24 protein-coding genes are annotated in these 25,486 nt (G+C 69.0%); 13 read left to right on the top strand and 11 right to left on the bottom strand.

What is annotated here, in order from left to right:
• The first annotated feature begins 68 nt into the window (after nucleotides 1-68).
• Together ASG60_RS18055 and ASG60_RS18050 are read left to right on the top strand one after the other, a co-directional pair.
• Nucleotides 69-308, top strand: coding sequence for a type II toxin-antitoxin system VapB family antitoxin (locus ASG60_RS18055; protein ID WP_056263159.1), 240 nt, complete (start codon nucleotides 69-71; stop codon nucleotides 306-308).
• On the top strand, nucleotides 308-712 hold the full coding sequence (locus tag ASG60_RS18050; RefSeq protein WP_056386957.1) for a type II toxin-antitoxin system VapC family toxin: 405 nt from the start codon (nucleotides 308-310) through the stop codon (nucleotides 710-712). Before ASG60_RS18055 ends, ASG60_RS18050 begins: the two co-directional genes overlap by 1 nt.
• A gap of 3 nt (nucleotides 713-715) precedes the next feature.
• Here ASG60_RS18050 and ASG60_RS18045 read toward each other — a convergent pair whose 3' ends face one another.
• The 5 genes from ASG60_RS18045 to rpsT form a co-directional block, all read right to left on the bottom strand.
• The gene (locus ASG60_RS18045; protein WP_056386955.1) at nucleotides 716-1,315 is read right to left on the bottom strand and encodes a LysE family translocator; all 600 of its coding nucleotides are present in this window, start codon (nucleotides 1,313-1,315) and stop codon (nucleotides 716-718) included.
• A 14-nt stretch (nucleotides 1,316-1,329) separates the two neighbouring features.
• The gene (gene recF, locus ASG60_RS18040; protein WP_056387009.1) at nucleotides 1,330-2,496 is read right to left on the bottom strand and encodes a DNA replication/repair protein RecF; all 1,167 of its coding nucleotides are present in this window, start codon (nucleotides 2,494-2,496) and stop codon (nucleotides 1,330-1,332) included.
• A 23-nt stretch (nucleotides 2,497-2,519) separates the two neighbouring features.
• Nucleotides 2,520-3,641 carry a DNA polymerase III subunit beta gene (gene dnaN / locus ASG60_RS18035; protein ID WP_056175554.1) on the bottom strand — a complete coding sequence of 374 codons (1,122 nt, stop codon included), beginning with the start codon at nucleotides 3,639-3,641 and terminating at the stop codon, nucleotides 2,520-2,522.
• 213 nt (nucleotides 3,642-3,854) lie between these two features.
• The gene (dnaA, locus tag ASG60_RS18030) at nucleotides 3,855-5,357 is read right to left on the bottom strand and encodes a chromosomal replication initiator protein DnaA (RefSeq protein ID WP_056263189.1); all 1,503 of its coding nucleotides are present in this window, start codon (nucleotides 5,355-5,357) and stop codon (nucleotides 3,855-3,857) included.
• Nucleotides 5,358-5,887: 530 nt separating this feature from the next.
• The gene (gene rpsT / locus ASG60_RS18025) at nucleotides 5,888-6,154 is read right to left on the bottom strand and encodes a 30S ribosomal protein S20 (protein ID WP_056095665.1); all 267 of its coding nucleotides are present in this window, start codon (nucleotides 6,152-6,154) and stop codon (nucleotides 5,888-5,890) included.
• Nucleotides 6,155-6,429: 275 nt separating this feature from the next.
• Between rpsT and speB the strand changes: the two genes are divergently transcribed.
• The 3 genes from speB to ASG60_RS18010 all read left to right on the top strand — a co-directional run bounded on the left by speB (nucleotide 6,430) and on the right by ASG60_RS18010 (nucleotide 8,562).
• Nucleotides 6,430-7,419, top strand: a complete 990-nt coding sequence (speB, locus tag ASG60_RS18020) for an agmatinase (protein WP_056386953.1) — start codon at nucleotides 6,430-6,432, stop codon at nucleotides 7,417-7,419.
• 69 nt (nucleotides 7,420-7,488) lie between these two features.
• Nucleotides 7,489-8,130, top strand: coding sequence for a glutathione S-transferase (locus ASG60_RS18015; protein ID WP_056175549.1), 642 nt, complete (start codon nucleotides 7,489-7,491; stop codon nucleotides 8,128-8,130).
• A gap of 30 nt (nucleotides 8,131-8,160) precedes the next feature.
• On the top strand, nucleotides 8,161-8,562 hold the full coding sequence (locus ASG60_RS18010) for a VOC family protein (protein WP_056386951.1): 402 nt from the start codon (nucleotides 8,161-8,163) through the stop codon (nucleotides 8,560-8,562).
• Between the two features lie 5 nt (nucleotides 8,563-8,567).
• Here ASG60_RS18010 and ASG60_RS18005 read toward each other — a convergent pair whose 3' ends face one another.
• The 4 genes from ASG60_RS18005 to ASG60_RS17990 form a co-directional block, all read right to left on the bottom strand.
• Nucleotides 8,568-8,867, bottom strand: coding sequence for a hypothetical protein (locus ASG60_RS18005; protein ID WP_056386949.1), 300 nt, complete (start codon nucleotides 8,865-8,867; stop codon nucleotides 8,568-8,570).
• A 263-nt stretch (nucleotides 8,868-9,130) separates the two neighbouring features.
• The gene (gene coaBC / locus ASG60_RS18000; protein ID WP_056386947.1) at nucleotides 9,131-10,417 is read right to left on the bottom strand and encodes a bifunctional phosphopantothenoylcysteine decarboxylase/phosphopantothenate--cysteine ligase CoaBC; all 1,287 of its coding nucleotides are present in this window, start codon (nucleotides 10,415-10,417) and stop codon (nucleotides 9,131-9,133) included.
• 76 nt (nucleotides 10,418-10,493) lie between these two features.
• Entirely contained in the window at nucleotides 10,494-11,027 is a 534-nt protein-coding gene (locus ASG60_RS17995) for an ankyrin repeat domain-containing protein (protein ID WP_056263134.1), read from the bottom strand.
• An 81-nt stretch (nucleotides 11,028-11,108) separates the two neighbouring features.
• The gene (locus tag ASG60_RS17990) at nucleotides 11,109-12,167 is read right to left on the bottom strand and encodes an SDR family oxidoreductase (protein ID WP_056386945.1); all 1,059 of its coding nucleotides are present in this window, start codon (nucleotides 12,165-12,167) and stop codon (nucleotides 11,109-11,111) included.
• A 193-nt stretch (nucleotides 12,168-12,360) separates the two neighbouring features.
• On the opposite strand from ASG60_RS17990, the gene uvrB reads away from it, so the two are divergent.
• From uvrB to ASG60_RS17975, 3 genes are all read left to right on the top strand, one after another.
• Nucleotides 12,361-15,093: an excinuclease ABC subunit UvrB gene (uvrB, locus tag ASG60_RS17985; RefSeq protein WP_056386943.1), complete on the top strand. Its 2,733-nt coding sequence runs from the start codon at nucleotides 12,361-12,363 to the stop codon at nucleotides 15,091-15,093.
• A 206-nt stretch (nucleotides 15,094-15,299) separates the two neighbouring features.
• The gene (locus ASG60_RS17980; RefSeq protein ID WP_056175696.1) at nucleotides 15,300-15,551 is read left to right on the top strand and encodes a hypothetical protein; all 252 of its coding nucleotides are present in this window, start codon (nucleotides 15,300-15,302) and stop codon (nucleotides 15,549-15,551) included.
• A 34-nt stretch (nucleotides 15,552-15,585) separates the two neighbouring features.
• The gene (locus ASG60_RS17975) at nucleotides 15,586-16,338 is read left to right on the top strand and encodes a YidB family protein (RefSeq protein WP_056386941.1); all 753 of its coding nucleotides are present in this window, start codon (nucleotides 15,586-15,588) and stop codon (nucleotides 16,336-16,338) included.
• Nucleotides 16,339-16,375: 37 nt separating this feature from the next.
• Here ASG60_RS17975 and ASG60_RS17970 read toward each other — a convergent pair whose 3' ends face one another.
• Nucleotides 16,376-17,800 carry a sensor domain-containing diguanylate cyclase gene (locus ASG60_RS17970; protein ID WP_082515398.1) on the bottom strand — a complete coding sequence of 475 codons (1,425 nt, stop codon included), beginning with the start codon at nucleotides 17,798-17,800 and terminating at the stop codon, nucleotides 16,376-16,378.
• A 137-nt stretch (nucleotides 17,801-17,937) separates the two neighbouring features.
• The gene (gene mutM / locus ASG60_RS17965; protein WP_056175524.1) at nucleotides 17,938-18,882 is read right to left on the bottom strand and encodes a bifunctional DNA-formamidopyrimidine glycosylase/DNA-(apurinic or apyrimidinic site) lyase; all 945 of its coding nucleotides are present in this window, start codon (nucleotides 18,880-18,882) and stop codon (nucleotides 17,938-17,940) included.
• A 106-nt stretch (nucleotides 18,883-18,988) separates the two neighbouring features.
• Between mutM and ubiE the strand changes: the two genes are divergently transcribed.
• The 5 genes from ubiE (at nucleotide 18,989) to ASG60_RS17940 (ending at nucleotide 25,429) form a co-directional block, all read left to right on the top strand.
• The gene (gene ubiE, locus ASG60_RS17960) at nucleotides 18,989-19,762 is read left to right on the top strand and encodes a bifunctional demethylmenaquinone methyltransferase/2-methoxy-6-polyprenyl-1,4-benzoquinol methylase UbiE (protein ID WP_056175521.1); all 774 of its coding nucleotides are present in this window, start codon (nucleotides 18,989-18,991) and stop codon (nucleotides 19,760-19,762) included.
• Nucleotides 19,763-19,832: 70 nt separating this feature from the next.
• Nucleotides 19,833-21,380 (top strand): 2-polyprenylphenol 6-hydroxylase, encoded by a 1,548-nt coding sequence (gene ubiB / locus ASG60_RS17955; RefSeq protein ID WP_056386940.1) that lies wholly within the window; start codon nucleotides 19,833-19,835, stop codon nucleotides 21,378-21,380.
• A gap of 85 nt (nucleotides 21,381-21,465) precedes the next feature.
• Nucleotides 21,466-22,410, top strand: a complete 945-nt coding sequence (locus tag ASG60_RS17950) for an alpha/beta hydrolase (RefSeq protein ID WP_244476710.1) — start codon at nucleotides 21,466-21,468, stop codon at nucleotides 22,408-22,410.
• A 20-nt stretch (nucleotides 22,411-22,430) separates the two neighbouring features.
• Nucleotides 22,431-23,567, top strand: coding sequence for an OpgC domain-containing protein (gene opgC / locus ASG60_RS17945; RefSeq protein WP_056386937.1), 1,137 nt, complete (start codon nucleotides 22,431-22,433; stop codon nucleotides 23,565-23,567).
• A 77-nt stretch (nucleotides 23,568-23,644) separates the two neighbouring features.
• A complete protein-coding gene (locus ASG60_RS17940; RefSeq protein WP_056386935.1) occupies nucleotides 23,645-25,429 on the top strand; it encodes a PQQ-binding-like beta-propeller repeat protein in 1,785 nt (594 codons plus the stop codon).
• Nucleotides 25,430-25,486 lie beyond the last annotated feature (57 nt).

The following is a 25,486-nucleotide window of genomic DNA, read 5'->3' as shown; positions in this document are numbered from 1 at the left end:
TGGAATGGGTAGCTTGCGCGAAAGTCGTGTAGGCACCATCGTAAACGCGTCTACACGAGGGGCGTACGATGGCGCTGAATATCCGTAGCGAGGAGGTTAACCAACTCGCTGAAACGCTGGCATCAGCGGCAAGGGTGAGCAAGACCGAGGCCGTGCGAATGGCGCTCGTCAACGAGTTGGCGAGACGGGAGGCGAAGCCGTCGCTTTTGGAACGCATCAAACCGATCCAGGATGCGATTGCCGCCTATCCCAGAACGGGCCTGAAGGCCGACAAAGCCTTTTACGACGATCTCAGCGGTGAGCCGTGATGTTCATCGACGCATCTGCGATCGTAGCGATTCTCCAGCGCGAACCCCATTTCGAGGCGCTCGTAGACCGGCTCGAAAAGACGAGTTCCGCGATGACATCGGCGATCGCGATCTTCGAATCGACATTGGCGATCAGTCGTCTCGGTACGATTCCAACCACCGAGGCGGAGGAAAAGGTCCGCAGCTTTCTGGCAGCATCCGAAATCGCCATCGTGCCGATCGATGGCCGAGACGCAAGTCATGCGATCTTCGCGCATCACCGCTACGGAAAGGGCAGGGGCCACCCCGCGCGCCTCAACCTCGGCGACTGCTTCGCCTATGCCTGCGCCCAAACTCGTGATGTCCCCCTCCTGTTCATCGGCAACGATTTTTCGCAGACCGACATTCCATCCGCCCTCGCGTGAGGCTCACCGCGCGGCGATGGCGACCGCCGCGCCCGCCATCACCGTGCCGGCGCTGCGGTCGATCGCACGCCGCGCGCGAATCGAGGTGAAGACCCGCCGGGCGCGGTCGGCGGCTCCGGCATAGGCGCACAAGACAGCGCTCAAGACGACGACGATCGTGGCGCCGATCTCGGCGAAGCCGAGGAGGGTCAGGCGATCGAGATCACCCACACCCGGCAGAAGCGCAAGGAAGAACAGGATCACCTTCGGGTTGCCGAGGGTGAAGACGAGGCCGCCGAAGAACAGGCGTATCCGGCCGTCTGCGTCCACGCGCTCGGTCTCGATGGGCTCCAAGGGCGCGGTCCAGGCTTTCCAGGCGAGAACCGCGAGATAGACGGCACCGGCGTACTTCAGGACGACGAACGCGACGGCCAGGGACCGTGCGAGGAGGGCCATACCGGCCGCCGCCACGCCGAACCAGACGAGGTCGCCCACGACGAAGCCGGCGATGAAGGCCCCGATGCCGACCGGCCCGCGCGCCAGCACTCGCGCCACCAGGGCGGCGATGCCAGGACCGAGAGAGGCCACCGCAACGGCGAAGAGGAGGAGATTCGCGATCGACATGGCCCACCGGCGCCTCAAGGCACGGCGACGCGCCCGTCGACGATTCTCACCAGATCCGCCCGTCCGTCGAGTTCGGCGAACAGGGCCGGATCGGCCCCCGTCATCCAGACCTGACCGGACAGGGCTTCGAGGGCGTCGAACAGGCCGGCGCGGCGGCGCGGGTCGAGATGGGCGGCGACCTCGTCCAGCAGGACCAGGGGGGCGATCCCGCACATGGCCTGGACCAGGCGAGCATGGGCCAGAACGAGCCCGATGAGCAGGGCCTTCTGCTCGCCCGTGGAGGCGGTGGCGGCGGGCACGTCCTTGGGACCGTGGCGCACCACGAGATCGCTGGTCTGCGGTCCGCTGAGCGTACGGCCGGCCGCGCGGTCGCGGGCGCGGCCCTGGCGCAGGGCCATGCGGAACCGGTCTTCGGCCTCCAGCGCCGGCCAGACGGCGACGAGATCGTCGAGGTCGCCTTCGAGGCGGAGCGCCGCCCAGGGGAAGGGCTGGGCATCGTCGCGCCCCTCGGCGATGAGCCGGTCGAGGCGCTCCGTGGTCTCGCGCCGGGCGAGCGCCACGGCAACCCCAAGTTCGGCGACCTCGCGCTCGATGGCGTCCAGCCATTGCCTGTCGTTGGGCCGCTCCTCCAAGAGGCGGTTGCGCGAGCGCAACGCCCGCTCCAAAGCGTTGACCCGGGCGCCGTGGGTGGCATCGACGGCAAGCACCAGCCGGTCGAGGAAGCGGCGGCGGTCACCCGCCGCCCCTCGGAACAATCCGTCGAAATCCGGGGTAAGCCAGACCACGCGCAGGAACTCGGAGAACGCCACGGGGGAAGGCGCCGTCGCGCCGTCGATCCGGCACAGGCGCGCGGCGCGCCCGTCGAGGCCGGGCGGTTCGTAGCCGGTGCCCACCCGGTGCTCGCCTTCGCCCGCCGCCAGGGTCATCGACACGGCGAAGCCGCCCGGTCCGCCGATGCGGGCCATGCCCGCGAGATCGGCCCGGCGCAGGCCGCGCCCCGGCGAGAACAGGGATACGGCTTCCAACAGGTTGGTCTTGCCGGCCCCGTTCTCGCCGACCAGCGCGACGAAGCGGCGGCTCACCTCGAGATCGACGTCGGCGTGATTGCGGAAGTCGCGGCAGATCAGGCGGGTCAGGCGAAGCCCGCGACCCGCCGAGGCATCCTCGGGTGCATGCGCGATGAGATTGGACGAAGCGGTCGCGATCACACCCGCATCGGCATCAGCACGTAAAGCGCGGACGCGCCCTCGCGGTCTTGGATCAGGGTCGGCGAGCCCGGGTCGGCGAGCTTGAACAGGGCGGTGTCGCCCTCGAGCTGAGCCGTGATGTCGAGGAGGTAGCGGGCGTTGAAGCCGATATCGAGGGCGGCGGCCTCGTAATCGACGTCGAGCTCCTCGGTGGCACTGCCGGAATCCGGATTGTTCACGGAAAGTGCGAGACGCCCTTCCTGCACGGCGAGCTTCACCGCGCGGCCGCGCTCCGACGAGATGGTCGAGACACGATCGACCGCCCGGGCGAACTGGTCACGCTCGACGGTAAGGCGCTTGTCGTTTCCGGAGGGGATGACGCGCTGGTAATCCGGGAATGTACCGTCGATGAGCTTGGAGATCAGCACCACGCCACTGGCGAACTTGAATCGGATCTTGGCCGATGACAGGTCGATCTCCACGCCCTCGCCCCCATCCTCCACGAGCTTGATGATCTCGGCGACCGCCTTGCGGGGCACGATGATGCCCGGCATGTCGCGGCTTCCGTCCGGCGCCTCGATCTCGACCCGAGCGAGTCGGTGTCCGTCGGTGGCGACGGCCCGCATCTTCAGCGAACCCTCGGACTCGATGGTGTGGAGGTAGATGCCGTTGAGATAGTACCGCGTCTCTTCCGTGGAGATGGCGAACTGCGTCTTCTCGATGAGGCGCTTGAGGTCGGCCGCCGCCAGGGTGAAGCGGTTCGGCAACTCGCCGGCGGCGAGGTCGGGGAAATCGCCTTCCGGCAGGGCGCCGAGCGAGAACCGCGAGCGGCCCGAGCGGATGGTCATCTGCCCCGTCTCGCCGCTGGTCTCCAGGGAGACCTGGGCGCCGTCGGGCAGCTTGCGTACGATGTCGTAGATGACGTGCGCCGGCACGGTGGTGGCGCCCGCATCGGCCACATCGGCCGGGATGGTCTCCGTGACCTCGATGTCGAGGTCCGTGGCGCGCAGCTCCAGGCCCGCAGGGCCGCCGCGCAGGAGCACGTTCGACAGGATCGGGATGGTGTTGCGGCGCTCGACCACGCGGTGCACGTGGCCGAGCGAACGAAGGAGGGCCGCGCGCTCGACAGTGACTCTCATCGACAAAACTCGTGGTCTGAAGGTGGACGTCGCTTGAGCCGGCGCGGCGGCGCGCCTCGGCATTCCGCGTGGAAAGGCACCGTGGAACGGCACCAAAACCCGGCACCGTGGCCGATGAACTTGGCGAAGCCCATCGGCGAACGCAAGTGCGAGAGGGCGGCTATCCCGGCTTCGATCCGCGGCGGAGCCGAAAGCTCCGCCGCGCGACGCGCCTCAATCCTGCAGCATGCGCTTCAGGAGTTCGACTTCGTCGTTGAGCACATTGTCCTCGCCGATGAGCTTGTCGATCTTGCGCACGGCGTGGAGCACGGTGGTGTGGTCGCGACCGCCGAAGCGCCGGCCGATCTCGGGGAGGGAGCGCAGGGTCAGCACCTTCGACAGATACATCGCGATCTGGCGCGGCTTGACCACGGCGGCCGTGCGTCGCTCGGACAGGATGTCGGAGCGCGAGACGTTGTAGCGCGAGGCCACGAGCTTCTGGATGTCCTCGATCTTGATGCGCTTGGGCTCGCGGTTCTTCACCAGATCGCGGATCGCGGCCTCGGCGGTCTCCATGGTCACCGCCGCCCCCGTGAGGGTGGCATGGGCGAGCAGCCGATTCACGGCGCCCTCGAGATCGCGCCCGTTGGCGGTGATCGCCCGGGCGACGTAGGTGGCGACCGTGGGCGAGACCTCGAAGCTCGGATGCGAGACCTGCACGGCGGCGAGCCGCGCCGAGAGGATCGAGGTGCGCAACTGCTCGTCGAGGGTGCCGATCTCGACCACGAGGCCGCCGGCGAGGCGCGAGCGGACCCGCTCTTCCAGGGCTTCGAGTTCGGTGGGCGGCCGGTCGGAGGCGACGACGACCTGGCGGCCGGCATCGATGAGTGCGTTGATGGTGTGTCCGAACTCGGCCTGGATCGACTTGCCCTGGATGAACTGCACGTCGTCGAGGATGAGGAGATCGATGGCGCGCAGGCGCTCCTTGAAGGCTAGGGCGTTCTGGGTCTTCAGGGCGTTGACGAAGCCGTACATGAAGCGGTCGGCGGTGAGGTAGATCACCCGGCGGCCGGAATCGCGGGCGGCGTGGCCGATGGCGTGCAGCAGGTGGGTCTTGCCCAGGCCGACCCCGGCATGGAGGTAGAGCGGGTTGTAGAGCGCGCCCTGGCCGTCGTGGCGGGCGACGCGCTCGCCGGCCGCATGGGCGAGGGCGTTGGAGCGGCCGACGACGAAGCTCGCGAAGGTCAGGCGGTTGTCGAGGGGCGCACCGTTGAGGTCGCCGGAGCCACCCTCGGCGCGGACCGGGGCGGAAACTTCCGAATCGGCTTCGCCCGGGGCGTGCATTCCGGAGCCGGCGGCCTGGAGACGAGCCAGGGGGCTTGGCGCCATCGCGGGCTTCGGAGCACTCGCGGCGGCGGCCGGACGGGCGGCGGGACCGCGCACCGAGACGTCGATGCGCGAGACCTCCTCGACCTCGCTGCGGAAGGTGTTCAGGACGCGGTCGATGTAGTGCGACTCGATCCAGCTCTTGAGGAAGCGGGTGGGCACCGTGAGGCGGGCCGTGGCGCCTGAGACTTCGAGCAGTTCGAGCCGGGCGAACCAGCTCGCGAACACGTCCTCGCCCAGTTCCGCCCGCAAGCGGCGCTTCACCCGAGCCCAGGCGGCCACCGGATCGGTCCCACCCACGCCGCTCATGCCCGTCTCGGGGTTGCCGGACACGCTACCGTCGACATGCATCATCGCTCTCCTCGCGCCGAGGACGGAGAGCCGCCGCCGGAACGTACGCACACTTGACTGACGTCGCGTCCCGCAAGCCATTCGCGGGACCCTGGTGTTCGCGCCGGTGTCAATGGACCCACGGCACCTTTTGTCGATGAAAACAGCCTATCAACAATAAGCTACGGTTCTCCTAACAACGGGACTAATGGGGATAGCCAAATTTGCGCGAATTGCGACGAGGGCTTGGCGGGGTGAGTCGAGCCGGAGCCCCGACCTTGTGAACGGTTCATCCTCGACTCGGAGATGCACGGCTTTTGTGGCGTCTTCTCAAGCGATCGTTAAGTTACACTTGGCCTGCGCACGCCACAACATGGGAGATTCGGCAATATCGTTAACGAGACACTGCAGGTGGACGCATGTCGCGGTGTCACGACGGGATGGCGCATGGTCCGGGCTCGCCACCGGCGGCGCGAGAAGGGCAGCCGAAAACGAAGAAAGCCCGGCATCGCTGCCGGGCTTTCTTCGCAATGGGTCCTGAGGACGGAGGGTTAGGCGGCGAGCGCCTTGACCCGTGCCGCGAGGCGCGAGACCTTCCGGGACGCGTTGTTCTTGTGCACGATGCCGTGCTGAGCGGCCCGCATGATCTCGGGCTCGGCTTCCCGCAGGGCGGTCAGCGCGCTGGTCTGGTCGCCACCGGCAATGGCCTCTTCGACCTTGCGGACGAAGGTGCGCATACGGCTGCGGCGCGAGCGGTTCACAGCGGTCCGCTTCGCGATCTTGCGGGTCATTTTCTTGGCCGACACGGTGTTGGCCATGGGGCATCCTCATCACGTTTGAGGCGATCCCGACGGGCCCGCAGGCCGGAGTGTCGTATGATCGCGTGCAGGTTGTTCGGGCAATGGCGAAGCCGACGGACGGGGAAGACCGCGACCGTCGGCAATCCGCGCTCTATAGCCACGCACCGCCGATCCGTCAACGCGACGGTTTTCGCAGCCACGGGGGCCGCGGGGCGATCATGCGCTTGATCGAAGCGCCATCCCGGCGAAAGGATGCCCTAACGATCGCTTTGGCAGACGCACGTGGAGGAACGATGACCGAAGACACGGATGCGGGACGGATCGCGCGCCATCGCCCGCCCTCGGGCATGGCGAGCCCGCGCTTCTCGGGCGTCGCGAGCTTCATGCGCCTTCCGATCCTCGCCCCCGCCGAGGCCCCGGGCCGCATCGATATCGGCCTCGTCGGCATCCCGTTCGACGGGGCCACCACCAACCGGCCGGGTGCACGCCTCGGGCCGCGCGGCATACGCGAGGCTTCCACCGGCACCCGTGCGCGCAATGCGGCCACCGGGATCGCGCCCTACGATCTCGCCGCCTGCGCCGATCTCGGCGACGTCTGCATCAACCCCATCGACGTCGCCGCGACCGCGGCTCGGATCGAGGCGTTCTACGCGCCGTTGGCGGCCGCCGGCATCGTTCCCCTGTCCGTCGGCGGCGACCATTTCGTGACCTATCCGGTCCTGCGGGCGCTCGGCCGCGACCGGCCCCTCGGCCTCGTCCATATCGATGCCCACAGCGACACCGACGACGGCCAGTACGACGGCAGCCGGCTCACCCACGGCACGCCGTTCCGCCGGGCCATCGAGGACGGCGTCCTCGATCCTGGGCGCATGATCCAGATCGGCCTGCGCGGCAGCGTCGACGCCGCCGACGAACTCGACTGGGCGCGGGCGCAGGGCGTGCGGATCGTCCCCATGGACGAGGTCGCGATGCGGGGCCTGCCCGCGGTGGCGGCGGAGGCCCGCGCCGTGATCGGTGCCGGGCCGGCCTATCTCAGCTTCGACATCGATGCCCTCGATCCGGCCTACGCCCCCGGCACCGGTACGCCGGAAATGGGGGGCTTCACCAGTCGGGAGGCGCTGTTCCTCGTGCGGGCCTTGAGCGGCCTCGACTTCGTCGGGGCCGATCTCGTCGAGGTCGCCCCGCCCCTCGACCCGTCCGGCATCACAGCGCTGGCCGGCGCCACCCTGGCCTTCGAGATCCTGTGCCTCCTGGCCCAGGCCGTCGCGGCGCGCCGCAACTAGCGCGCTCCGGTTGACGCTGGCCCGCCCGGCGCAGACCCTGCGGTCGACGATTCGCGAAAGGCATTCTGCTTGGCATCCGAGATCACGCTCTACCATGCGCCCAACACCCGCTCGACGGGGGTGCGGATTCTCCTGGAGGAGCTCGGCGCGCCGCATCGGCTTCAGGTGATGAACATGAAGGCTGGCGAGCACCGCGCGGCGGCGTACCTTGCCATCAACCCCATGGGGAAGGTCCCGGCCCTGACCCACGGCGACGCCCTCGTGACCGAGCAGGCGGCGATCTACCTCTACCTCGCCGACCTGTTCCCCGGGGTGGCCCTCGCCCCGGCTCCCGACGATCCCCTGCGCGGGCCGTACCTGCGCTGGATGGTCTATTACGGGTCGAGCTTCGAGCCGGCGGTCATCGACCGGGCGCTCCAGCGCGAAGCGGGTCCGCGCGCCATGTCGGCCTACGGCGACTTCGACACGGTGCTGGCGACCCTGCTGGGGGCTCTCTCCAGGGGACCCTACATCCTCGGCGAGCGCTTCACCGCCGCCGATGTCCTGTGGGGCACGGCGCTTGGCTGGACCACGAGTTTCAAGCTCGTTCCCGAGGAACCGGCGATCATGGCCTACATCGCCCGCGTCAACGGGCGGCCCGCCGCCGTCAAGATCGCGGCGGAGGAGGCCGATCTGGCGGCCCGGCACGAAGCCGCCCAGGCACAGGCCTGACGACAGCATTCAACCACGGGGAGACGAAACATGCGGATGATTTTCGTGAACCTCCCCGTGAAGGACCTCACGGTCTCACGGGCGTTCTTCGGCACCCTCGGGTTCGGCTTCGACCCGAACTTCTCCAACGACGAGGCCGCTTGCATGATCGTGGCGGAGAACATCTTTGTCATGCTGATGGTGGAGAGCCGGTTCCGGGATTTCATCACCGGGCCGATCAGCGACGCGAACACCGCCACGGAGGTGCTGACCTGCGTCTCGGCGGAGTCCCGCGAGGCGGTGGACACGATGCTGGCCCAGGCCCTGGCCGCCGGAGGCCGGCCGTGGAAGCCCGTGATGGATCACGGCTTCATGTATGCCTGTAGCTTCCAGGACCCGGACGGCCATGTCTGGGAGGCCGTCCACATGGACCCCGCCGCCTCGGACGGCTGAGGTCGTCAACTTGGGGGAAGGGCGGGCACGGTGCGCGACACGACCTCGGCGGCGGGCTTCTGCGTCCCAAGGTCGACCGGCCCAAAGGTGGCAAACAGGTGCATGCCGACCACGGGCGCGAAAACGAGGCTCATCATCACCGCCATGATGAGGGCGACGTTGGCATCGCGCTTTTTCTTCGGGGGCGATTTCGGCGCGGCCTTGCGGGTGGACCGCGATCGTACGGCGCGGAGGCGAACGTCGCTCAGGGGAAGGAGGTTCGTACGAAAAGCGGCCGGAAAGGCAGAAAGCTTCAAGACGGTCATGGGCTCACCTCGTTCGACCGGTCACCGGGGGTCGATCGCGGGCGAGCCCGATCAGCGATCAGGCGTGACGCACGCGGACGGCCGAAGGCGGCACGGTCCATCGACTACTGTCGCTGGGCATTGGGTCAGTCAGATCCTATGGAGCCGCACGACCGGCACGAGGCGGAATCGGAGGCGACGCCGAAATGATGCCGGGAGACGGGTTAGTCAAGCGTTAACGCGCCAATACGCGCACGGGGTCCGCAGGTTTTTGCCGCACCGCGTCACGCCGGCAGCAACGCGGCGAAGCGGGCCACGAGGCGGCGCCCGACCTCATCCTTGTCGAGGGTCGGCCAGGTCTCGACGGAGCCGTCGCGTCCAACGAGGTGGACGGTGTTGTTCAGCCCACCCATGACGCCCCCGGCGGCCGAAACGTCGTTGGCGACGAGTAGATCGCAGCCCTTGCGGGCGATCTTCCGCTGCGCGTTGGCGAGCACGTCGTCGGTCTCGGCGGCGAAGCCCACCACGAGAGCCGGGCGCCCGCTCGCCCGGCCCGCGATGGTGGCGAGAATGTCGGGGTTCTCCACGAGGAGGAGGGGGGGCGGCTCGCTCCCGTCCTTCTTGATCTTGCGCGTGCCGACCTCCGCCGGGCGCCAGTCGCCGACGGCGGCCGTGAACACCGCGATGTCCGCCGGCAAGGCCGCCTCCACGGCCGCCAGCATGGCCCGCGCGGTCTCGACGGGAACCACATGCACGCCATCCGGATCGGGAATCGCGACCGGGCCAGAGATCAGGGTGACGTCGGCTCCCGCCGCCGCAGCCGCGGCCGCAATGGCGTGTCCCTGGCGGCCGGACGAGCGGTTGGCGAGGTAGCGCACGGGATCGATGGGCTCGTGGGTCGGCCCCGAGGTCACGAGGACGCGCCGTCCCGCGAGAGGACCGGCCGGTGCGCGCCCGGACACGGTCCGTCCGGCAAGGAAACCGAACCCGCCGGGTCGCTCGCCCTCGGCCAGCATCGCCTCCACGGCGGCGGCGATCTCCGTCGGTTCGGCGAGGCGCCCGGGCCCGAACTCGGCCTCCGCCATGGCGCCGTCATTGGGCCCGACCACGCGCACGCCGTCGCCCATGAGCGTCGCAAGGTTGCGCCGTGTCGCCGGGTGCTGCCACATCCGCACGTTCATGGCCGGGGCTATGAGGATCGGCAGGGTGGTGGCGAGCAGCACCGTGGCGGCCAGATCCGAGGCTTCGCCCGTGGCCATCCTGGCCATCAGGCTCGCGGTGGCGGGCGCGACCACGATGGCGTCGGCGTCGCGGGCAAGCTTGATGTGGCCGATATCGGCCTCCTCCGCCCGGTCGAACAGGTCCGTATGCGCACGCTCGCCGGCCAGAGCAGCCGCCGCGAGGGGCGTCACGAATTCCTGCGCGCCCTTGGTGAGGAGGGGACGCACCTGGGCCCCACGCTCGCGCAGGCGGCGGATAAGGTCGAGGGACTTGTAGGCCGCGATGCCGCCGCCGATCACGAGGAGGATGCGGCGGTTCTCGAGCGAACGGGGCTTGGAGGCGGTGGTCATGGGACACTCATGGGCCGGGCGCGGGCCGGAGCCCGATGCGCTCCATACACCCGAACCGCCCCGGACGCAGGCTACCTCAGGCCGGGGGCCTCGACGCCTGCGCGAGACGGGCGGGGGCCTGGGTCGCCCCCATGGACTGGGCCATCTCGGCGGCGGTGAGCCCGGCCCCGTCGCGCCGGTCCGGGTCGGCGCCATGGGCTAAGAGCAGGTCGATGATCGCGACGCGGTCGAACATCGCGGCCGTCATCAGGGCCGTGCGGGTACCGTCGCCGGTGCCGTCCACGAGGGCACCGTGTGCGAGGAGCAGTTCGGTCATGGCGATATCGCCCTTGAACGCGGCCCCGGCCAGGGGCGTCTGGCCCCGGTCGTTGGCGAGTTCCGGGTCGCCGCCATGTTCGAGGATCGCCTGCGCAGCCTCGGCCTGGCCGTTATAGGCGGCGAGCATGAGCAGGCTGTCGCCCTTGTCGTTGCGCAGGTTCGCCGGCATGCCCTGACCGAACAACTCGGCGAGTTCCCGGGCATGGCCCAGACGGGCGAACTGAAACACCTTCCCGGCGAAGGCGAGGGTGGCGTCGTCGAGTTCGGGCTTTGCGGGGGTCTGAGGCTGCATCGGGGTCCGTCCGGTCTCGTGTCCAGCGTGATCTGGGTCCCGAGCCCCGGCCTGTCCAGCCGAGGACGGTGTTCCGGTCACCTACGGGATCACCCGCTCGGCCCGGAGCCGCGAGAACAGGTCGAAGAAGGCATCGTCGCTGGGCTGGTAGTCGAGGAAGCCGAGGCGGCGGCTGCGGCTCATGTCGGTGACGACCTCGATGGGCCGGCCAAGGTCGGCATCCGTGTGCCAGGGCGAGGCAAGGCGGTCGAGATCCGGCTCGACGAGCCCGTGCCGGGCAGCAAGTTCGCGCCACAGGGGGGCCGCACCCGACATCTGCTGCTCAAGGGGCATCGCCTCGCCGGAATAGGGCGCGGGCTGAACGCCGAACCACTCCGCGATGCGGCTCCACATCCACGACCACCGGAAGACATCGCCGTCGACGACGTTGAATGCCGTGTCGGCGGCAGCCCGGGTGGTCGAGGCCCAAGCGAGGTGGCGGGCAAGCAGGCGCGCATCGGTCACGTCGGTGAGCCCGTTCCATTGCTGGGCCGAGCCCGGAAACACGAACGGCCGTCCGGTCTCACGGCACAGGGTGGCGTAGCAGGCCAGCGTCACGCCCATGTTCATGGCGTTGCCCAGCGCATAGCCGATGATGGTGTGCGGCCGGTGCACGCTCCAGGTGAAGCCACGCCGGGCAGCGGCGGCAAAGACTTCGTCTTCCTGCACATAGTAGAAATTCTCGACGGGCAGGCGATCCTGATCCTCGCGGAACGGGGTCTGGGGCAGGGTGCCCTTTCCGTAGGCCTCGAACGGGCCGAGATAGTGCTTCAACCCCGTCACCAGGGCGACGTGGGCCAGAGGTGCGTGGTCGAGGGCGCCGAGAAGGTTGCGGACCATGGCGCCGTTGACCCGACAGTTCTCGGCTTCGGTCTCCTGCCGCATCCAGGTGGTGATGAAGACATGGGTCGGGCGTATCTCGGCCAGGGCCGCTCTCAAGGCGTCCGGATCGGTGAGGTCGGCCGCGACCGGGGTGACGCCTGGGCTCTGCACGGGCCGGCGGGCAAGGCCGTGAACGTCCCAGCCGGTTTCGACGAGGTGGCGGGCGAGGTTGTTGCCGACGATGCCGCTGACACCGGCGATGAGGGCCGTTCCGGTCATGAACTCACTGCTCCATGGCCGTGAAGGCGGCCCGCCGGATCAACGGTTTCGACGGCGGGCCGTTCGCCCGCGCACGTGAGCCATGTGCGCGTTGCAGGGGCGAAGTGCGCGTTGCAGGGGCGAACGCTGCGGTGGAGATGCCATCGGGGCGCGAACCCTTCCCGGCCCCCGTCGAAAGGCCCATATCTCATCCATGGCCGCCCCGAACAAACCGCGCTCCTCCACCGTCACGGGTTCCCCCCCCAAAAGCTCCAAATCCAGGGGCTCCCCGAAGGCGTCGAAACCCGAGCTTCAGCCCCTCGACGAGCATCTCGCCGCCCTGCTGAGCCCGGCCCTGAACCGTAATCGCCTGCCGGTTGTGGAGAACACCGCGCCGCCCGCCCCCGCCCGGCCTGGCCGCCCGAAGAAAGCGATTGCGAAACCCGCATCCGCGAAGGGGTTCGGCGAGGCGCCCCAGGCGGCCTTTACGCATGACGCGGCCGAGGTCGATTCCCGTCTCGCCCAGGCTCTGGGCCTGACCCCGCCGGAGGACGGCCCGGCTCCGGAGGGACTGGCCGACGATGGCGACACGTCGCTCGCCACCGACGGCGTCTCGGCCACGGTGGACGCTCTGTCGCGCCTCCTCACCGAGGGCAACCCCCTGTTCAAGGACGGCAAGAACTGGGCGCCGCACCGACCGGAACGGCCGAAAAAATCCGAGGGCGGCGTGCCGTTCCGCCTCCAGTCCGAGTTCGAGCCGGCGGGCGACCAGCCCCGGGCCATCGCCGAGCTCGTGGACGGGGTCAAGAAGGCGGAGCGCGATCAGGTGCTGCTCGGCGTCACCGGCTCGGGTAAGACCTTCACCATGGCCAAGGTCATCGAGGCGACGCAGCGTCCGGCCCTGATCCTCGCCCCGAACAAGACCCTGGCGGCGCAGCTCTACGGCGAGTTCAAGAGCTTTTTCCCCGACAACGCGGTGGAGTATTTCGTCTCGTACTACGACTACTACCAGCCCGAAGCCTACGTGCCGCGCTCGGACACCTTCATCGAGAAGGAATCGTCGATCAACGAGCAGATCGACCGCATGCGCCATGCCGCCACCCGCGCCCTGCTGGAGCGCGACGACGTGATCCTCGTGGCCTCCGTCTCGTGCATCTACGGTATCGGTTCGGTGGAGACCTACACCGCCATGTCGTTCACGGTGTCGCTGGATGAGAAGATCGAGCAGCGCCAGCTCGTAGCCGACCTCGTGGCGCTCCAATACAAGCGCATCCAGTCGGATTTCGCCCGCGGCACCTTCCGAGTGCGCGGCGACGTCATCGAACTCTGGCCCGCCCACCTGGACGATCGCGGCTGGCGCATCGGCCTGTTCGGCGACGAGGTCGAGTCGATCACCGAGTTCGACCCGCTCACGGGCAAGAAGATCAACGACCTCAAATTCGTGAAGGTCTACGCCAACTCCCACTACGTCACGCCGCGCCCGACCCTCCAGCAGGCGGTGAAGGGCATCAAGACCGAGCTGAAGCTGCGGGTGGACGAGTTGACGAAGATGGGCCGCCTCATCGAGGCCCAGCGCATCGAACAGCGCTGCACCTTCGACATCGAGATGATCGAGGCCACGGGCGCCTGCAACGGCATCGAGAACTATTCCCGCTACCTGACGGGACGCAAGCCCGGCGAGCCGCCCCCGACCCTGTTCGAGTACCTGCCCGACAACGCCCTCGTCTTCACCGACGAGAGTCACGTCACGGTTCCGCAGATCGGCGGCATGTACAAGGGCGACTTCCGCCGCAAGGCGACGCTGGCCGAATACGGCTTCCGCCTGCCGTCCTGTCTCGACAACCGCCCGCTGCGGTTCGAGGAATGGGACGCCATGCGGCCGCAATCGATCCACGTCTCGGCGACTCCGGCGAAGTGGGAGATGGAGCAGACCGGCGGCGTCTTCGCCGAGCAGGTCATCCGCCCCACCGGCCTGGTCGATCCGGTCATCGAGATCAGGCCCGCCCGCAGCCAAGTGGACGATCTGCTGGGCGAGGTCCGCGAAGTCGCACAGGCCGGCTACCGGACGCTCGTGACCACGCTGACCAAGCGCATGGCCGAGGATCTCACCGAATATCTGCACGAGAACTCCGTGCGCGTGCGCTACATGCACTCGGACATCGACACGCTGGAGCGTATCGAGATCATTCGCGACCTGCGCCTCGGCGCCTTCGATGTCCTCATCGGCATCAACCTCCTGCGCGAGGGCCTCGACATCCCCGAATGCGCCCTGGTCGCGATCCTCGACGCCGACAAGGAGGGCTTCCTGCGATCGGAGACCTCGCTCGTCCAGACCATCGGACGCGCGGCCCGCAACGCGGAGGCGCGCTGCATCCTCTACGCCGACAACATCACCGGCTCCATGGAGCGGGCGATGGCCGAGACCGAGCGGCGCCGGACGAAGCAGCTCGCCTACAACGTCGAGCACGGCATTACGCCCCAGAGCGTGAAGCGCGGCATCTCCGACATCCTCTCGAGCGTGTTCGAGGGCGACCATGTCCAGGTCGATACGGGGCTCGCCAAGAACGCCGCCACCATCGGCCACAACTTCAAGGCGGTGATGGCCGACCTCGAGAAGCGCATGCGCACGGCTGCCGCCGACCTCGACTTCGAGGAGGCCGCGCGCCTGCGCGACGAGCTCAAGCGCCTCCAGGCGACGGAGCTCCTCGTCTCCGACGATCCGATGGCGCGCCAGGGCGACGTCGAACGCGAGGCGGGACGCTACGGCGCGAAGCAGAGCCGCATCTCGAAGCCGACCCTCGACAACATGGGGCCAGGCACCGACCGCGAACTGCCCGTAGGCACCGCCCCGCCGCAATGGCAGGAGCGTCCCAAGGCTCGCTCGACGCAGGGGCTCGGTGGGCAGAAGCCGAAATACAAGGGTGGGGGCGGGCGCAAGAAGGGCTGAAGCGGGGGAGGGGAACCAGCCCGGCCCGGCCGGGCTTGGTGCAGCAGATGGCGCCCCCGCGCAGGCGCCGAGCCCGTCCTCCCACGGAGATCGTCTTGATCATGACCACCACCTCCGCCCGCCGGCGCCATGCCCTGCGGCCCCGCGCCGGCACCGCGGCGACCGGCCTGTTCGTTGCCGGCCTCGCCGTCTCGGCCGCCTTCGGCATGCTCATCACGCCCCTCGGCGGCCAGCCCGCCGTGGCACAGTCGGTCGCCAACCCCAACGATCAGCCCACTCCCGCTACGCTGCCGTCACGCGATGCCCGCGCGGCGGAGCGGCCCACCGGACAGGTCTCGCCGCCGAAGGCCATCGACCACTCGGCCGCGGTCGTCGGATCGAGCGGAAAGCGGACCAATCCCCTCGATCACTTGCCCGACCGGGACCGCGCCGCCACCGGCGGCAGCCAACAACGGTAGGTCGACACGTCCACGCAGCACGGGAGAAACGATCATGGGCCTCCTCGATCAAGTCATTGGCGGCGTTCTCGGACAGGTTCTGGGCGGCGGCAGACCCGAACAGGGCGGCGGGCAGGGCGGCGGAGCCGGTGGCGGCATGGGCAATCTCTCGCCCATCGTCCAGGCCCTCCTGATGCTCCTGATGTCCAAGGGCGCCGGGGGCCTCGGCGACATTCTGGGCGGCGGCGGCCGCCCCCACCGTGATGATTCCCAAGGCGGTTATGGGTCGGGCGGGCAGGCCCCCGGCGGCTACGACGAGGGTGATCTCGGCGGCTTCGGGCACGATCGCGGACGAGAGTATGACCGGGGGGGCGGTGCCGAGCCGCGCGGCCGCCAGGAGGGTGATTTCAGCGATCTCTCGGGGATGCTCGATGGACCGGGGGAGCGGGGTACGGCAGATGGCGGCGGTGGAACGACCGAGCGCGATCCGGGTGCCGGCCCCTACGCCCGGCTCGACCGCGAGCCTGGTGACGGTGAGACCGGCCTCGACGGACTGATCGACCGGTTCCAGCGCGGTGGTCTCGGCGACATGATCGAATCCTGGATTGGCCCTGGTGAGAACCGTCCGGTCCAGCCCCGACAACTCGCGGACGCCCTCGGTCCCGACACCGTCGATGCCCTCGAGCAGCGCACCGGCCTGCAACGCGACGATCTCCTGTCGCAGCTGGCGCAAGCTTTGCCGCAGGTGATCGATCGTCTGACGCCGCAGGGCCGGCGCCCAACGGGCGAGGATACCCGAGGGTGGTAGCGGCATCCGGCGCCCATCGGGCGCCGGCAAGACAACCCTATCCGGCCGCGCGGGTCCTGATCGCGCGGTCGAAACGCATCCCCGGCTCGTAGCACCGGAAGGTGTTCCGTCCGGCTGCCTTTGCACGATACAGGGCGAGATCGGCGTGCCGGCACAGGGTGTCGGCGTCTCCGCCATCCTGCGGAGCCCGGGCGATTCCGACGCTGGCCCCCACGATCACTCGTTCGCCGTCGAGGTCGATCGGTTGGCGAATGGCCTCGATGAGCCGCTGAGCGAGTTGCTGCGGATCCTCGGGCCTGTCCGTACCGGCCTGAATCACGGTGAACTCGTCACCGCCGACCCGCGCCACGGTATCCGACTGCCGGACGAGCCCCTTCAGACGATCGGCGACCCGGCACAGGAGCCGGTCCCCGGCTTGGTGGCCGAGACCATCGTTGACCGCCTTGAAGCGGTCGAGGTCCAGATACAGCACGGAAAACCCATCTTTCCCCCGTCGATTCGCTGTGAATGCCTCGATCAGGCGCTCCCGGAACAGGGTCCGATTGGCGAGATCCGTCAGGGCGTCGTGCCGGGCCATGTGACCGATACGGCGGGCCGCTTCCTCGCGTTCGGAGATATCACGTACGGCCGCGACGTATCCGGTCGGGTGCCCATCCGTGGCATCGCGGGTGAGATTGAAGGTCACCTCGACCCAGACCCAGGACCCGTCCTTGCGGCGGTAGCGCTGGCGGGTCACCGCACGGGCGGTCCGTCCCTCCCCGAGGGTGGTCAGGACGCGTGCGTAGCCCTCGGCATCGTCGGGATGGATCTGGTCCATTGGCATCGTTCCGACGAGTTCGTCGGGATCGTAGCCCAGCAGGGTCCGGGACGCCGGGGAGACGTAGTGGCGGCGGGTGTCGAGACCCGAGCGGACGATCATGTCGGACGTGTTCTCGGCAAGCAGCCGGTAATGCGCCTCGCTCTCGCGCAGTCGCGCTTCGGTCCGGTGCAGGGTCAGTTGCGCCGCGACCACAGCGGCGAGATCGGCTAGTTGCGCCTCCTCCACGGCGGAGAACCCGCGCGGAACGGTCCCGAGGACGCAGACGGTACCGATGCGGATGCCGGGCGCCAGAATGATCGGGGCCCCGGCATAGAAACGGATCTGCGGCCCACCGGTGACCAGGGGGCTGCCGGAAAAGCGTGGGTCCCTTGTCGCATCCTCGACCACCAGCACGTCGTCCGTCAGGATCGTGTAGGTGCAAAACGAATCCTGCCGGGGACTACCTTCCCCGCCGACGCCGCACTTCGCCTTGAACCATTGCCGATCCGCTTCGACGAGGGTGACGGTGGCCATCGGCAGGCCGAACAAGGCGCAGGCTGTGCGGCAGACGGCGTCGAAGCGCACCTCGGGCGGCGTGTCGAGAATGGCAAGTTCATGCAAAGCGGCGAGCCGCTCCGCTTCATTGCCGGGACGTGGGTACATGCGTGCTCCGAAGCCCTCGGTGTCTTAGGCGACTGGTCGGATCTGGGTCGACCTCTGATGATGATTAGACACCGGGCCTTAACAGAACCCTCGCCGTCCGCAGACTTGACGAACGAGGGCGGCTAAAAGCCAAGTTCTCAAAGCTCGACCTTGGATTTCACGGGTATTTTCGATGAACCGGACAACCCCTCCGGGTGACGCTGACAAGTCGCACAGTAGAATGTCGACCGGCCCGACTGGGTGATCCGTTCGATGCATCCGCCACATCCAATCGTGCGGCACGCTTCTCCAGCGCGATCATACACGCGAAACGCATGCTGGAACGCGCCGGAACTTCCGTCCGTCTGTGCATAGTCTCGCAAGGTGGATCCCCCGGCGGCCACCGCCTCCGTGAGAACCTGAGGGATGACCTTCGCCAGGAGACGCGCCTTCGAGGACGGGCGTCCATCGGGCCCGGCCAGCCGTCCGGCAGGCATTTCCGGGTGCAGTCCCGCCCGGTGCAAGGCTTCGCAGACGTAGATGTTCCCGAGACCCGCGATGAGGCGCTGATCGAGGAGGGCGGCCTTCAGGGGCGTGATCTTGTGGCGGAACAGCCGTGCCACGGCCTCCGGCGTCAGGGCGTCGCTCAAGGGTTCGAGACCCATGGCGGCGAAGTGCCGGCATGTCGCCAGGTCGGCGCTGGGCACGAGGTCCATGAAGCCGAAGCGGCGGGCGTCGTTGTAGGTCACGGTGGCGCCGTTCGACAGGGCCATGACCACATGGTCGTGCTTTGGGGCGCCCTGCGCCCCGTCGAGGTAGAAATCGCCCGGCGAGAGATTGCGGCCGTCCGGCATCGCCACGTCGAAGCGCCCGCTCATGCCGAGGTGAAGGATCAGCGACTCGCCGGAATCGAGGCCGGCCACGAGGTATTTGGCCCGCCGGTCGAGGGCCAGGACCGTCCGTCCCTCCAAACGCTCGACGAAGCTTTCGGGGAAGGGAAAGCGCAGGTTCGGCCGGCGCAGGGTGACGCGGGCGAACCGGGCACCCACCATGGCTGGGGCGAGACCGCGGCGCACGGTCTCGACTTCGGGCAGTTCGGGCATGGCTCTCCGGCGCGTGGCGTCCAAGACTTGGGCGGGATGCGGTGCTGGCGAACATGGCGATCCGCCCCGCCTTTCGCTATGACGCTCAACCCGAGAGGTGAGGTTCATGAGTCACGCCGAGCGTTCCCCCCCCGACGAGAGCACGCATTTCGGTTTCGAGCAGGTGGCGCTCGGCGAGAAGCAGGCGCGCGTCGACGATGTGTTCCGGTCCGTCGCGAAGCGCTACGACCTCATGAACGACCTCATGTCGGGCGGCCTGCACCGGGCCTGGAAGTCGCAGCTCATCTCGATGCTGCGCCCGCCGCGTAACCGCCCGTTCCATCACCTCGACGTGGCCGGCGGCACCGCCGACATCGCCTTCCGGGCCCTGGAGGCCGGCGGCCCTGCGACGCACGTCACCGTGCTCGACATCAACGAGGCCATGCTGCGCGTCGGGGCAGAGAGGGCGGGAAACCGCTTCACCGGGCGCATCGACTTCGTCACCGCCAATGCTGAAGCCCTGCCGCTGCCGTCGGAGCGGTTCGATGCCTACACCATCGCGTTCGGCATCCGGAACGTGCCGCGTATCGATGTCGCCCTGGCGGAAGCCCACCGGGTCCTCAAGCCCGGCGGGCGCTTCCTGTGCCTCGAATTCTCGAAGGTGGACCTGCCTGTCCTCGACCGGATCTACGACGCTTATTCGTTCCACGTCATCCCACGCCTCGGCTCGAAGGTGGCGGGCGATGCCGAATCCTACCGCTACCTCGTGGAATCCATCCGCAAGTTCCCGAGCCCGGGACGCTTTTCCGGCATGATCGAGGCCGCCGGTTTCCGCCATGTGAGCCACCGGCCCCTGTCGGGCGGCATCGTGGCGATCCATTCGGGCTGGAAGGTCTCGTGAGCGCAGCGGGCCGGGCGGCGTTCGGCCCCCAGGAAACGACGATGCGAGACAGAGATCGGCGGATGGCCTGATGCTCCGCTCCCTCGTCCGCGGCGCCCATGTGGGTTTCGTCCTCGCCCGCGAGGGCGGCCTGTCCCTCGTCGATTCCCGCGACCTGCCGCCTCACCTGCGCTTCGCCCTCCGGGTCGGACGGATGCTGGAGCGCCGCGGCCTCGGAACCGGGGCCGCCCCTCTGCAGCGGGCGCTGACCCGGCTCGGGCCGTCCTACGTCAAGTTCGGGCAGTTCCTCGCTACCCGGCCCGACATCGTCGGCATGCATGCCGCGCGCGATCTCGAGACCCTGCAGGACCGGGTGCCGCCCTTCCCGCAGGAAGTGGCTCTCCAGGTCGTCGAGGCGGCGTTCGGCAAGCCGGTTTCCTCCCTGTTCGTCTCGTTCAGCCCGCCCATCGCGGCGGCCTCCATCGCCCAGGTCCACAAAGCGCACGTCATCGACCCGGACGGCGCCGCGCGGGTGCTCGCCGTCAAGATCATGCGGCCGGGGGTGCGCGAGCGCTTCCAGCGCGATCTGGAAGTCATGCGGTTCCTCGCCCGCATCGTCCACGCCCTGTCGCCGGAAGCCGAGCGCCTGCGCCCGCGCGAGGTGGTGGAGATCCTGGCCCGCTCCGTCACCATGGAGATGGATTTCCGCCTCGAGGCGGCGGCCATGTCGGAGCTCGCCCACAACACGAAGGACGATGCCGATTTCCGGGTGCCTCGGCCCGATTGGGAACTCACCGCCCGCGACGTCCTGTCGAGCGAGTGGATCGAGGGCATCCGCCTCAACGACCGGGCCGCCATCGTGGCCGCCGGACACGACCCGCGGGCGCTCGGACGCGCGGTGATCCAGTCGTTCCTGCGCCACGCCATCCGGGACGGCTTCTTCCACGCCGACATGCATCCCGGGAACCTGTTCGTCGATCCGACCGGCACCCTGGTGGCGGTGGATTTCGGCATCATGGGCCGCCTCGGGCATCCTGAGCGGCGCTTCCTCGCCGAGATCCTGCTCGGCTTCATCCTGCGCGACTACAAGCGCGTGGCGCAGGTGCATTTCGAGGCCGGCTACGTGCCCGCGCACCATTCCGTGGACGATTTCGCCCAAGCCATCCGCGCCATCGGCGAGCCGATCCATCAGCGCCGGGCCGACGAGATCTCCATGGCCAAGGTGCTGACCCTGCTGTTCGACATCACCGCCCTGTTCGACATGCGGACCCGCACGGAGCTGGTGATGCTCCAGAAAACCATGGTGGTGGTGGAGGGCGTCGCCCGCTCGCTGGATCCTCAGCTCGACATGTGGACCGGGGCCGAGCCCGTGGTACGCAGCTGGATCGCCCGCAATCTCGGCCCACTGGGCCGCATCGAGGGTGTGGGGCGCGCAGCCCTGACGCTGACCGACGTCATCTCGGACCTGCCCGATCTGGCCCAGCGCCTGCGCCGCATCCTCGTACGCCTCGACGAATCGGGAACCGGGAACGCCGACCGCCTCGACGCCTTCGCGCGTGCCACAAGACGGCGCGCCATCTGGTCGACACTGGCCCTATGGGGCATCGCCGTCGGCGCACTGGTGATGGCCTTCCGCTGACGTGTCGGCCCGGTTCGCCGGGCCGATGGAACGGAATCCGGGCGCCACCCCTTTGCTTGTGCGCAAGGGCGTCCGGAGGGGCTGCGTGGCGAACGAACTGTCCCGGCCCGGCCGCCGTGCCGTGATGATGGGTCTTGGCGCGGCGGCGGCGCTGATTCCGCAGGCTCACGCGGCCGGAGGCCTTGCCCGCCTCACCCTCTGGCCGGATCTACCGCCGGGCGGCGGCGGACCGTCGGGGCCCCAGGTCGAGGATGGCAGCGGCGCGGTATCGAACGTTTCCACCCCGGTCCTCGAAGTCTTCCTTCCGCAGAAGCCCAGCGGCGCGGCGGTGCTCGTCGCGGGCGGCGGCGGGTACCGCCGCATCGGCCTCGTGAAGGAGGCCTATCCAGCGGCCTACCTTTTGGCGTCGCAGGGCATCACGGCCTTCGTGCTGACGTACCGGCTCCCGAGCGAGAACTGGGCCGACGGTCCCGTCGTCGCGATGCAGGACGGACAGCGCGCCCTGCGGATGATTCGCGCCAATGCCGAGCGGTTCGGCCTCGATCCCGGCCGCATCGGCGTGATGGGCTTCTCGGCCGGTGGCCACCTCTGCGGCATGGTCGCGGCCCGCTCCACCTTCCGCGCCTACGCACCCGTCGACGCCGTCGACGAACTCTCGGCGCGGCCTGATTTCGCGGCGCTGATCTATCCCGTCGTGAGCCTGCAGCCCCCTTTCGACACCACGAACACCCGCCGGTCCCTCGTCGGAGAGACGCCGACGCAGGAGGCGCGCGCGGCCTGGTCGCTTCACACCCATGTCGGCCCCGATTGCCCATCGATCTTTCTCGTGCAGGCAGACGACGATCGGGTGGTCAATCCCCAGCAAAGCCGTATCCTCGACGAGGCGTGCCGGGGGGCCAAGGTCATGGTGGAATATCATCGGTTCGCCGTCGGCGGGCACGGCTTCGGCATCGGCAGCGCCGAGGCGTCCGTCGCCCTCTGGCCCCGGCTCTACCGGCTCTGGCTCACGAGCCTGTCGGTGATGCGCTGACCGGTCTCGGTCCCGCTACGGTGGACGCTCCACCGCGCCGGGCCCCGAACGTCGTCCTCCCGCCCTCGCCGCCGCGAAGCCGCGACGCACGCATCGACGTGATCCGCGGCCTCGCCCTGCTGACGATCTTCATCGATCACATTCCGCGCAACGCGCCGGCCCTGCTCACCCTCCACAATTTCGGATTCTCCGATGCGGCCGAGATCTTCGTGCTGCTGGCTGGCTACTCCGCGATGGTGGCCTATGGCGGCCTGTTCCGGCGCGCGGGTACCAGAGCCACCCTCACGCGCATCGGGTGGCGCTGCCTGAAGATCTACCTGTTCCAGGCGGGGCTGCTCCTGGCGACGCTGCTCATCGTGCGGGTCTGGATGGACCTCACCGGCCTCGTCCCGCGCTTCGGGGTGCGGGCGCTCCTCGACATGGGCCTGCTGCCGGGGGCCGTGCGCGGGCTGATGCTCAACGCTCTGCCGAACTACCTCGACATCCTGCCGCTCTACATCCTGCTGCTGGGGTTGTTTCCGCTGATCTATGCGGGCCTGCGACGCACTCTGTGGGGCACCCTCGGCCTCTCGGGCCTGATCTGGCTCGCCGCGAACGTCGACCACACGCTCAACCTCCCCAACGCGGCTGCCGTGGACGACGGATGGTACTTCAACCCGTTCGCGTGGCAGTTCCTGTTCGTGATCGGCGCCGCCCTCAGCGTCGCGGTCCAGGCGCGCGACGGACTCCTGCCTCGGCATTCGCTTCTCACCGCCGCGGCTTGGATCTACCTGCTGTGCGCCCTGCTGCAGGCGTTTCCCTGGGGGGATTGGGGCCTGCCCGACCTGCGGCCCCTTACCATGAGCCCGCCGGACAAGAGCCGCGTCGCGCCCCTGCGCCTCCTCCACATCCTGGTCCTGACGAGCCTTGTCTTCGCCTCGCCGGCCGTCATGCGGCTCTCCGGGCTACGCTGGCTTCGACCGTTCGATGCCTGCGGCCGGAACTCCCTGGAAATCTTCGCGGCCGGCTGCATGGCGGCCCTCATCGGCCGGATCCTGTACCGGACCTTCGAACCGGTCTGGCCCCTCCAGATCGCAGTCAACGTCGGCGGTCTCGCGCTGATGCTCGGCCTCGGCCTTGCCCTCGACGCGAGGGCGCGCCGCCGTACATTGCGATAGGGATCGGACCGTTGCATCCGTGACGGGGCACGCGGGTGACGCAGTCGCCCCCAGGAATATGGGACGAGGAGAACGCCATGGTCCGCCGCACCACTCGCCGGCTGCTCGCCGTCCCGTTCGTCCTCGCGAGCCCCCTGATCGTCGCGGGCCTCGCCCCGTGTGTGGCCGAAGATTGGCCGATGTTCGGCGGCGACCACACCAACCGCCACTTCTCGGGCCTCACCGCCATCGACACCGGCAACGTCGGGCGCCTGCGCCCGGCCTGGATCTTCCAGACCGGCATCACCGGCTATTTCCAGGCCGAGCCCGTGATGGTGGACGGCACCCTCTACGTCTCGACGACGCAGAACCACGTCGCGGCCCTGGACGCGAAGACCGGCGCCGTGCGCTGGACCTACGTCCACAAGGCCCGCACGGAGAAGATTTTCGGGCCACCCTCGAACCGTGGGGTCGCGGTCGCGGACGGCCTCGTGTTCGAGGCCACCATGGACGGGCGCGTGATCGCGCTGGATGCCAAGACCGGCAAAGTGGTGTGGGACCACGAGGCCGTGCGCCCGGAGGAGGGCGAGTCCGAGACCGCATCGGCCCTGGCGGGCACCCTGGGGGCCGGCACCGTCCAGGGATCGAGCCGGCTCGGCTTCAAGATGCCGCCCCTGGTGGCGAACGGCCTCGTCATCGTCGGCGTGGCCGGGGCCGGCTACGGCCTCCATGTCGAGGACGAGAAGGGCGGCCTCGACGGCGGCGCCGTCGTGGGCATCGAGGGCGGCTACGGCCGGCGCGGATGGCTCGCCGCCTACGACGCGAAGACCGGGGCGGAGCGCTGGCGCTGGTACGTCACCAAGGCCGACGGCTGGGAGGGCGGGTTCGTCGACAGGACCCCCGACGGGGTGCCGCTTCACCGCGACATCGCTGCCGAGAAGGCCGCCGCCCCGGCCCACCGGGATGCCTGGAAGGTCGGCGGCGGATCGCTGTGGATGACCCCGGCCTACGATGCCGACCTCGGCCTGATCTACGTCGGCACCGGCAACCCGGCGCCACAGAATTTCGGCCTCTCGCGACCGGGCGACAACCTCTACACCATGAGCCTCGTCGCCCTCGACGCGGCCACCGGCCAGCTGCGCTGGTACTACCAGCAGGTGCCCCACGACGAGTGGGGCTACGATGTGGCGAGCCCGCCCTTCCTCCTCGACCACACCACCCCGACGGGCACGGTGAAGGCCGTGGCGCAGGCGAGCAAGACCGGCTGGCTCTACGTCCACGACCGCGCGGACGGAAAGCTGCTGACCCGCTCGGCGCCCCTCGTCACCCAGAAGAACCTCTACGCCCCACCGACGCCTGCCGGTACGGTGGTGAGCCCTGGGCCGCTGGGCGCCATCTCCTGGCACCCCGTCGCCTACGACCCCAAGGCCGCCACCGCCTACGCCCAGGTCCGGCACGGGGCGACGACCTACGTGGTCCGGACGGTGCCGGCCTCGGGGAACCGCCCGGCGATCCGCTACACCGAGACCACGGAGGCCAAGGGCGAGCCCTCGTTCAGCACCCTCACGGCCGTGGATCTCGCCCGCGAAGGTGCGATCAAATGGTCGGTGAAAGCGGGGAGCCGCCTCTCCGGGGGGACCCTGGCCACCGCCGGCGGCCTCGTCTTCTCCGGCGAGGAGGACGGCCACCTCGACGCTCACGATGCGAAGACGGGGGCGATCCTGTGGCGCTTCCAGTGCGGCGCCGGCATCGGCGGCCCGCCGATTACCTACGCGTTGGACGGCCGGCAATACGTTGCCGTGGCGGCGGGGGGCGCGTCGTTCACCAAGGGGTCGGGTTTCGGCACCGGCGACGCCCTGGTGGTGTTCACCCTGCCGGAGTGATCGTAGGGTCCGCGGCGCGCGGCTTGCGACGGGCTGCCTCCTTCGCCACCGGATCGA

The sequence above is a fragment of the Methylobacterium sp. Leaf469 genome, from assembly GCF_001424745.1.
Taxonomy (GTDB): Bacteria; Pseudomonadota; Alphaproteobacteria; order Rhizobiales; family Beijerinckiaceae; genus Methylobacterium.
Note: the sequence above shows the minus strand (reverse complement) of the source record. Positions and strands in the feature narration are given on the sequence as shown.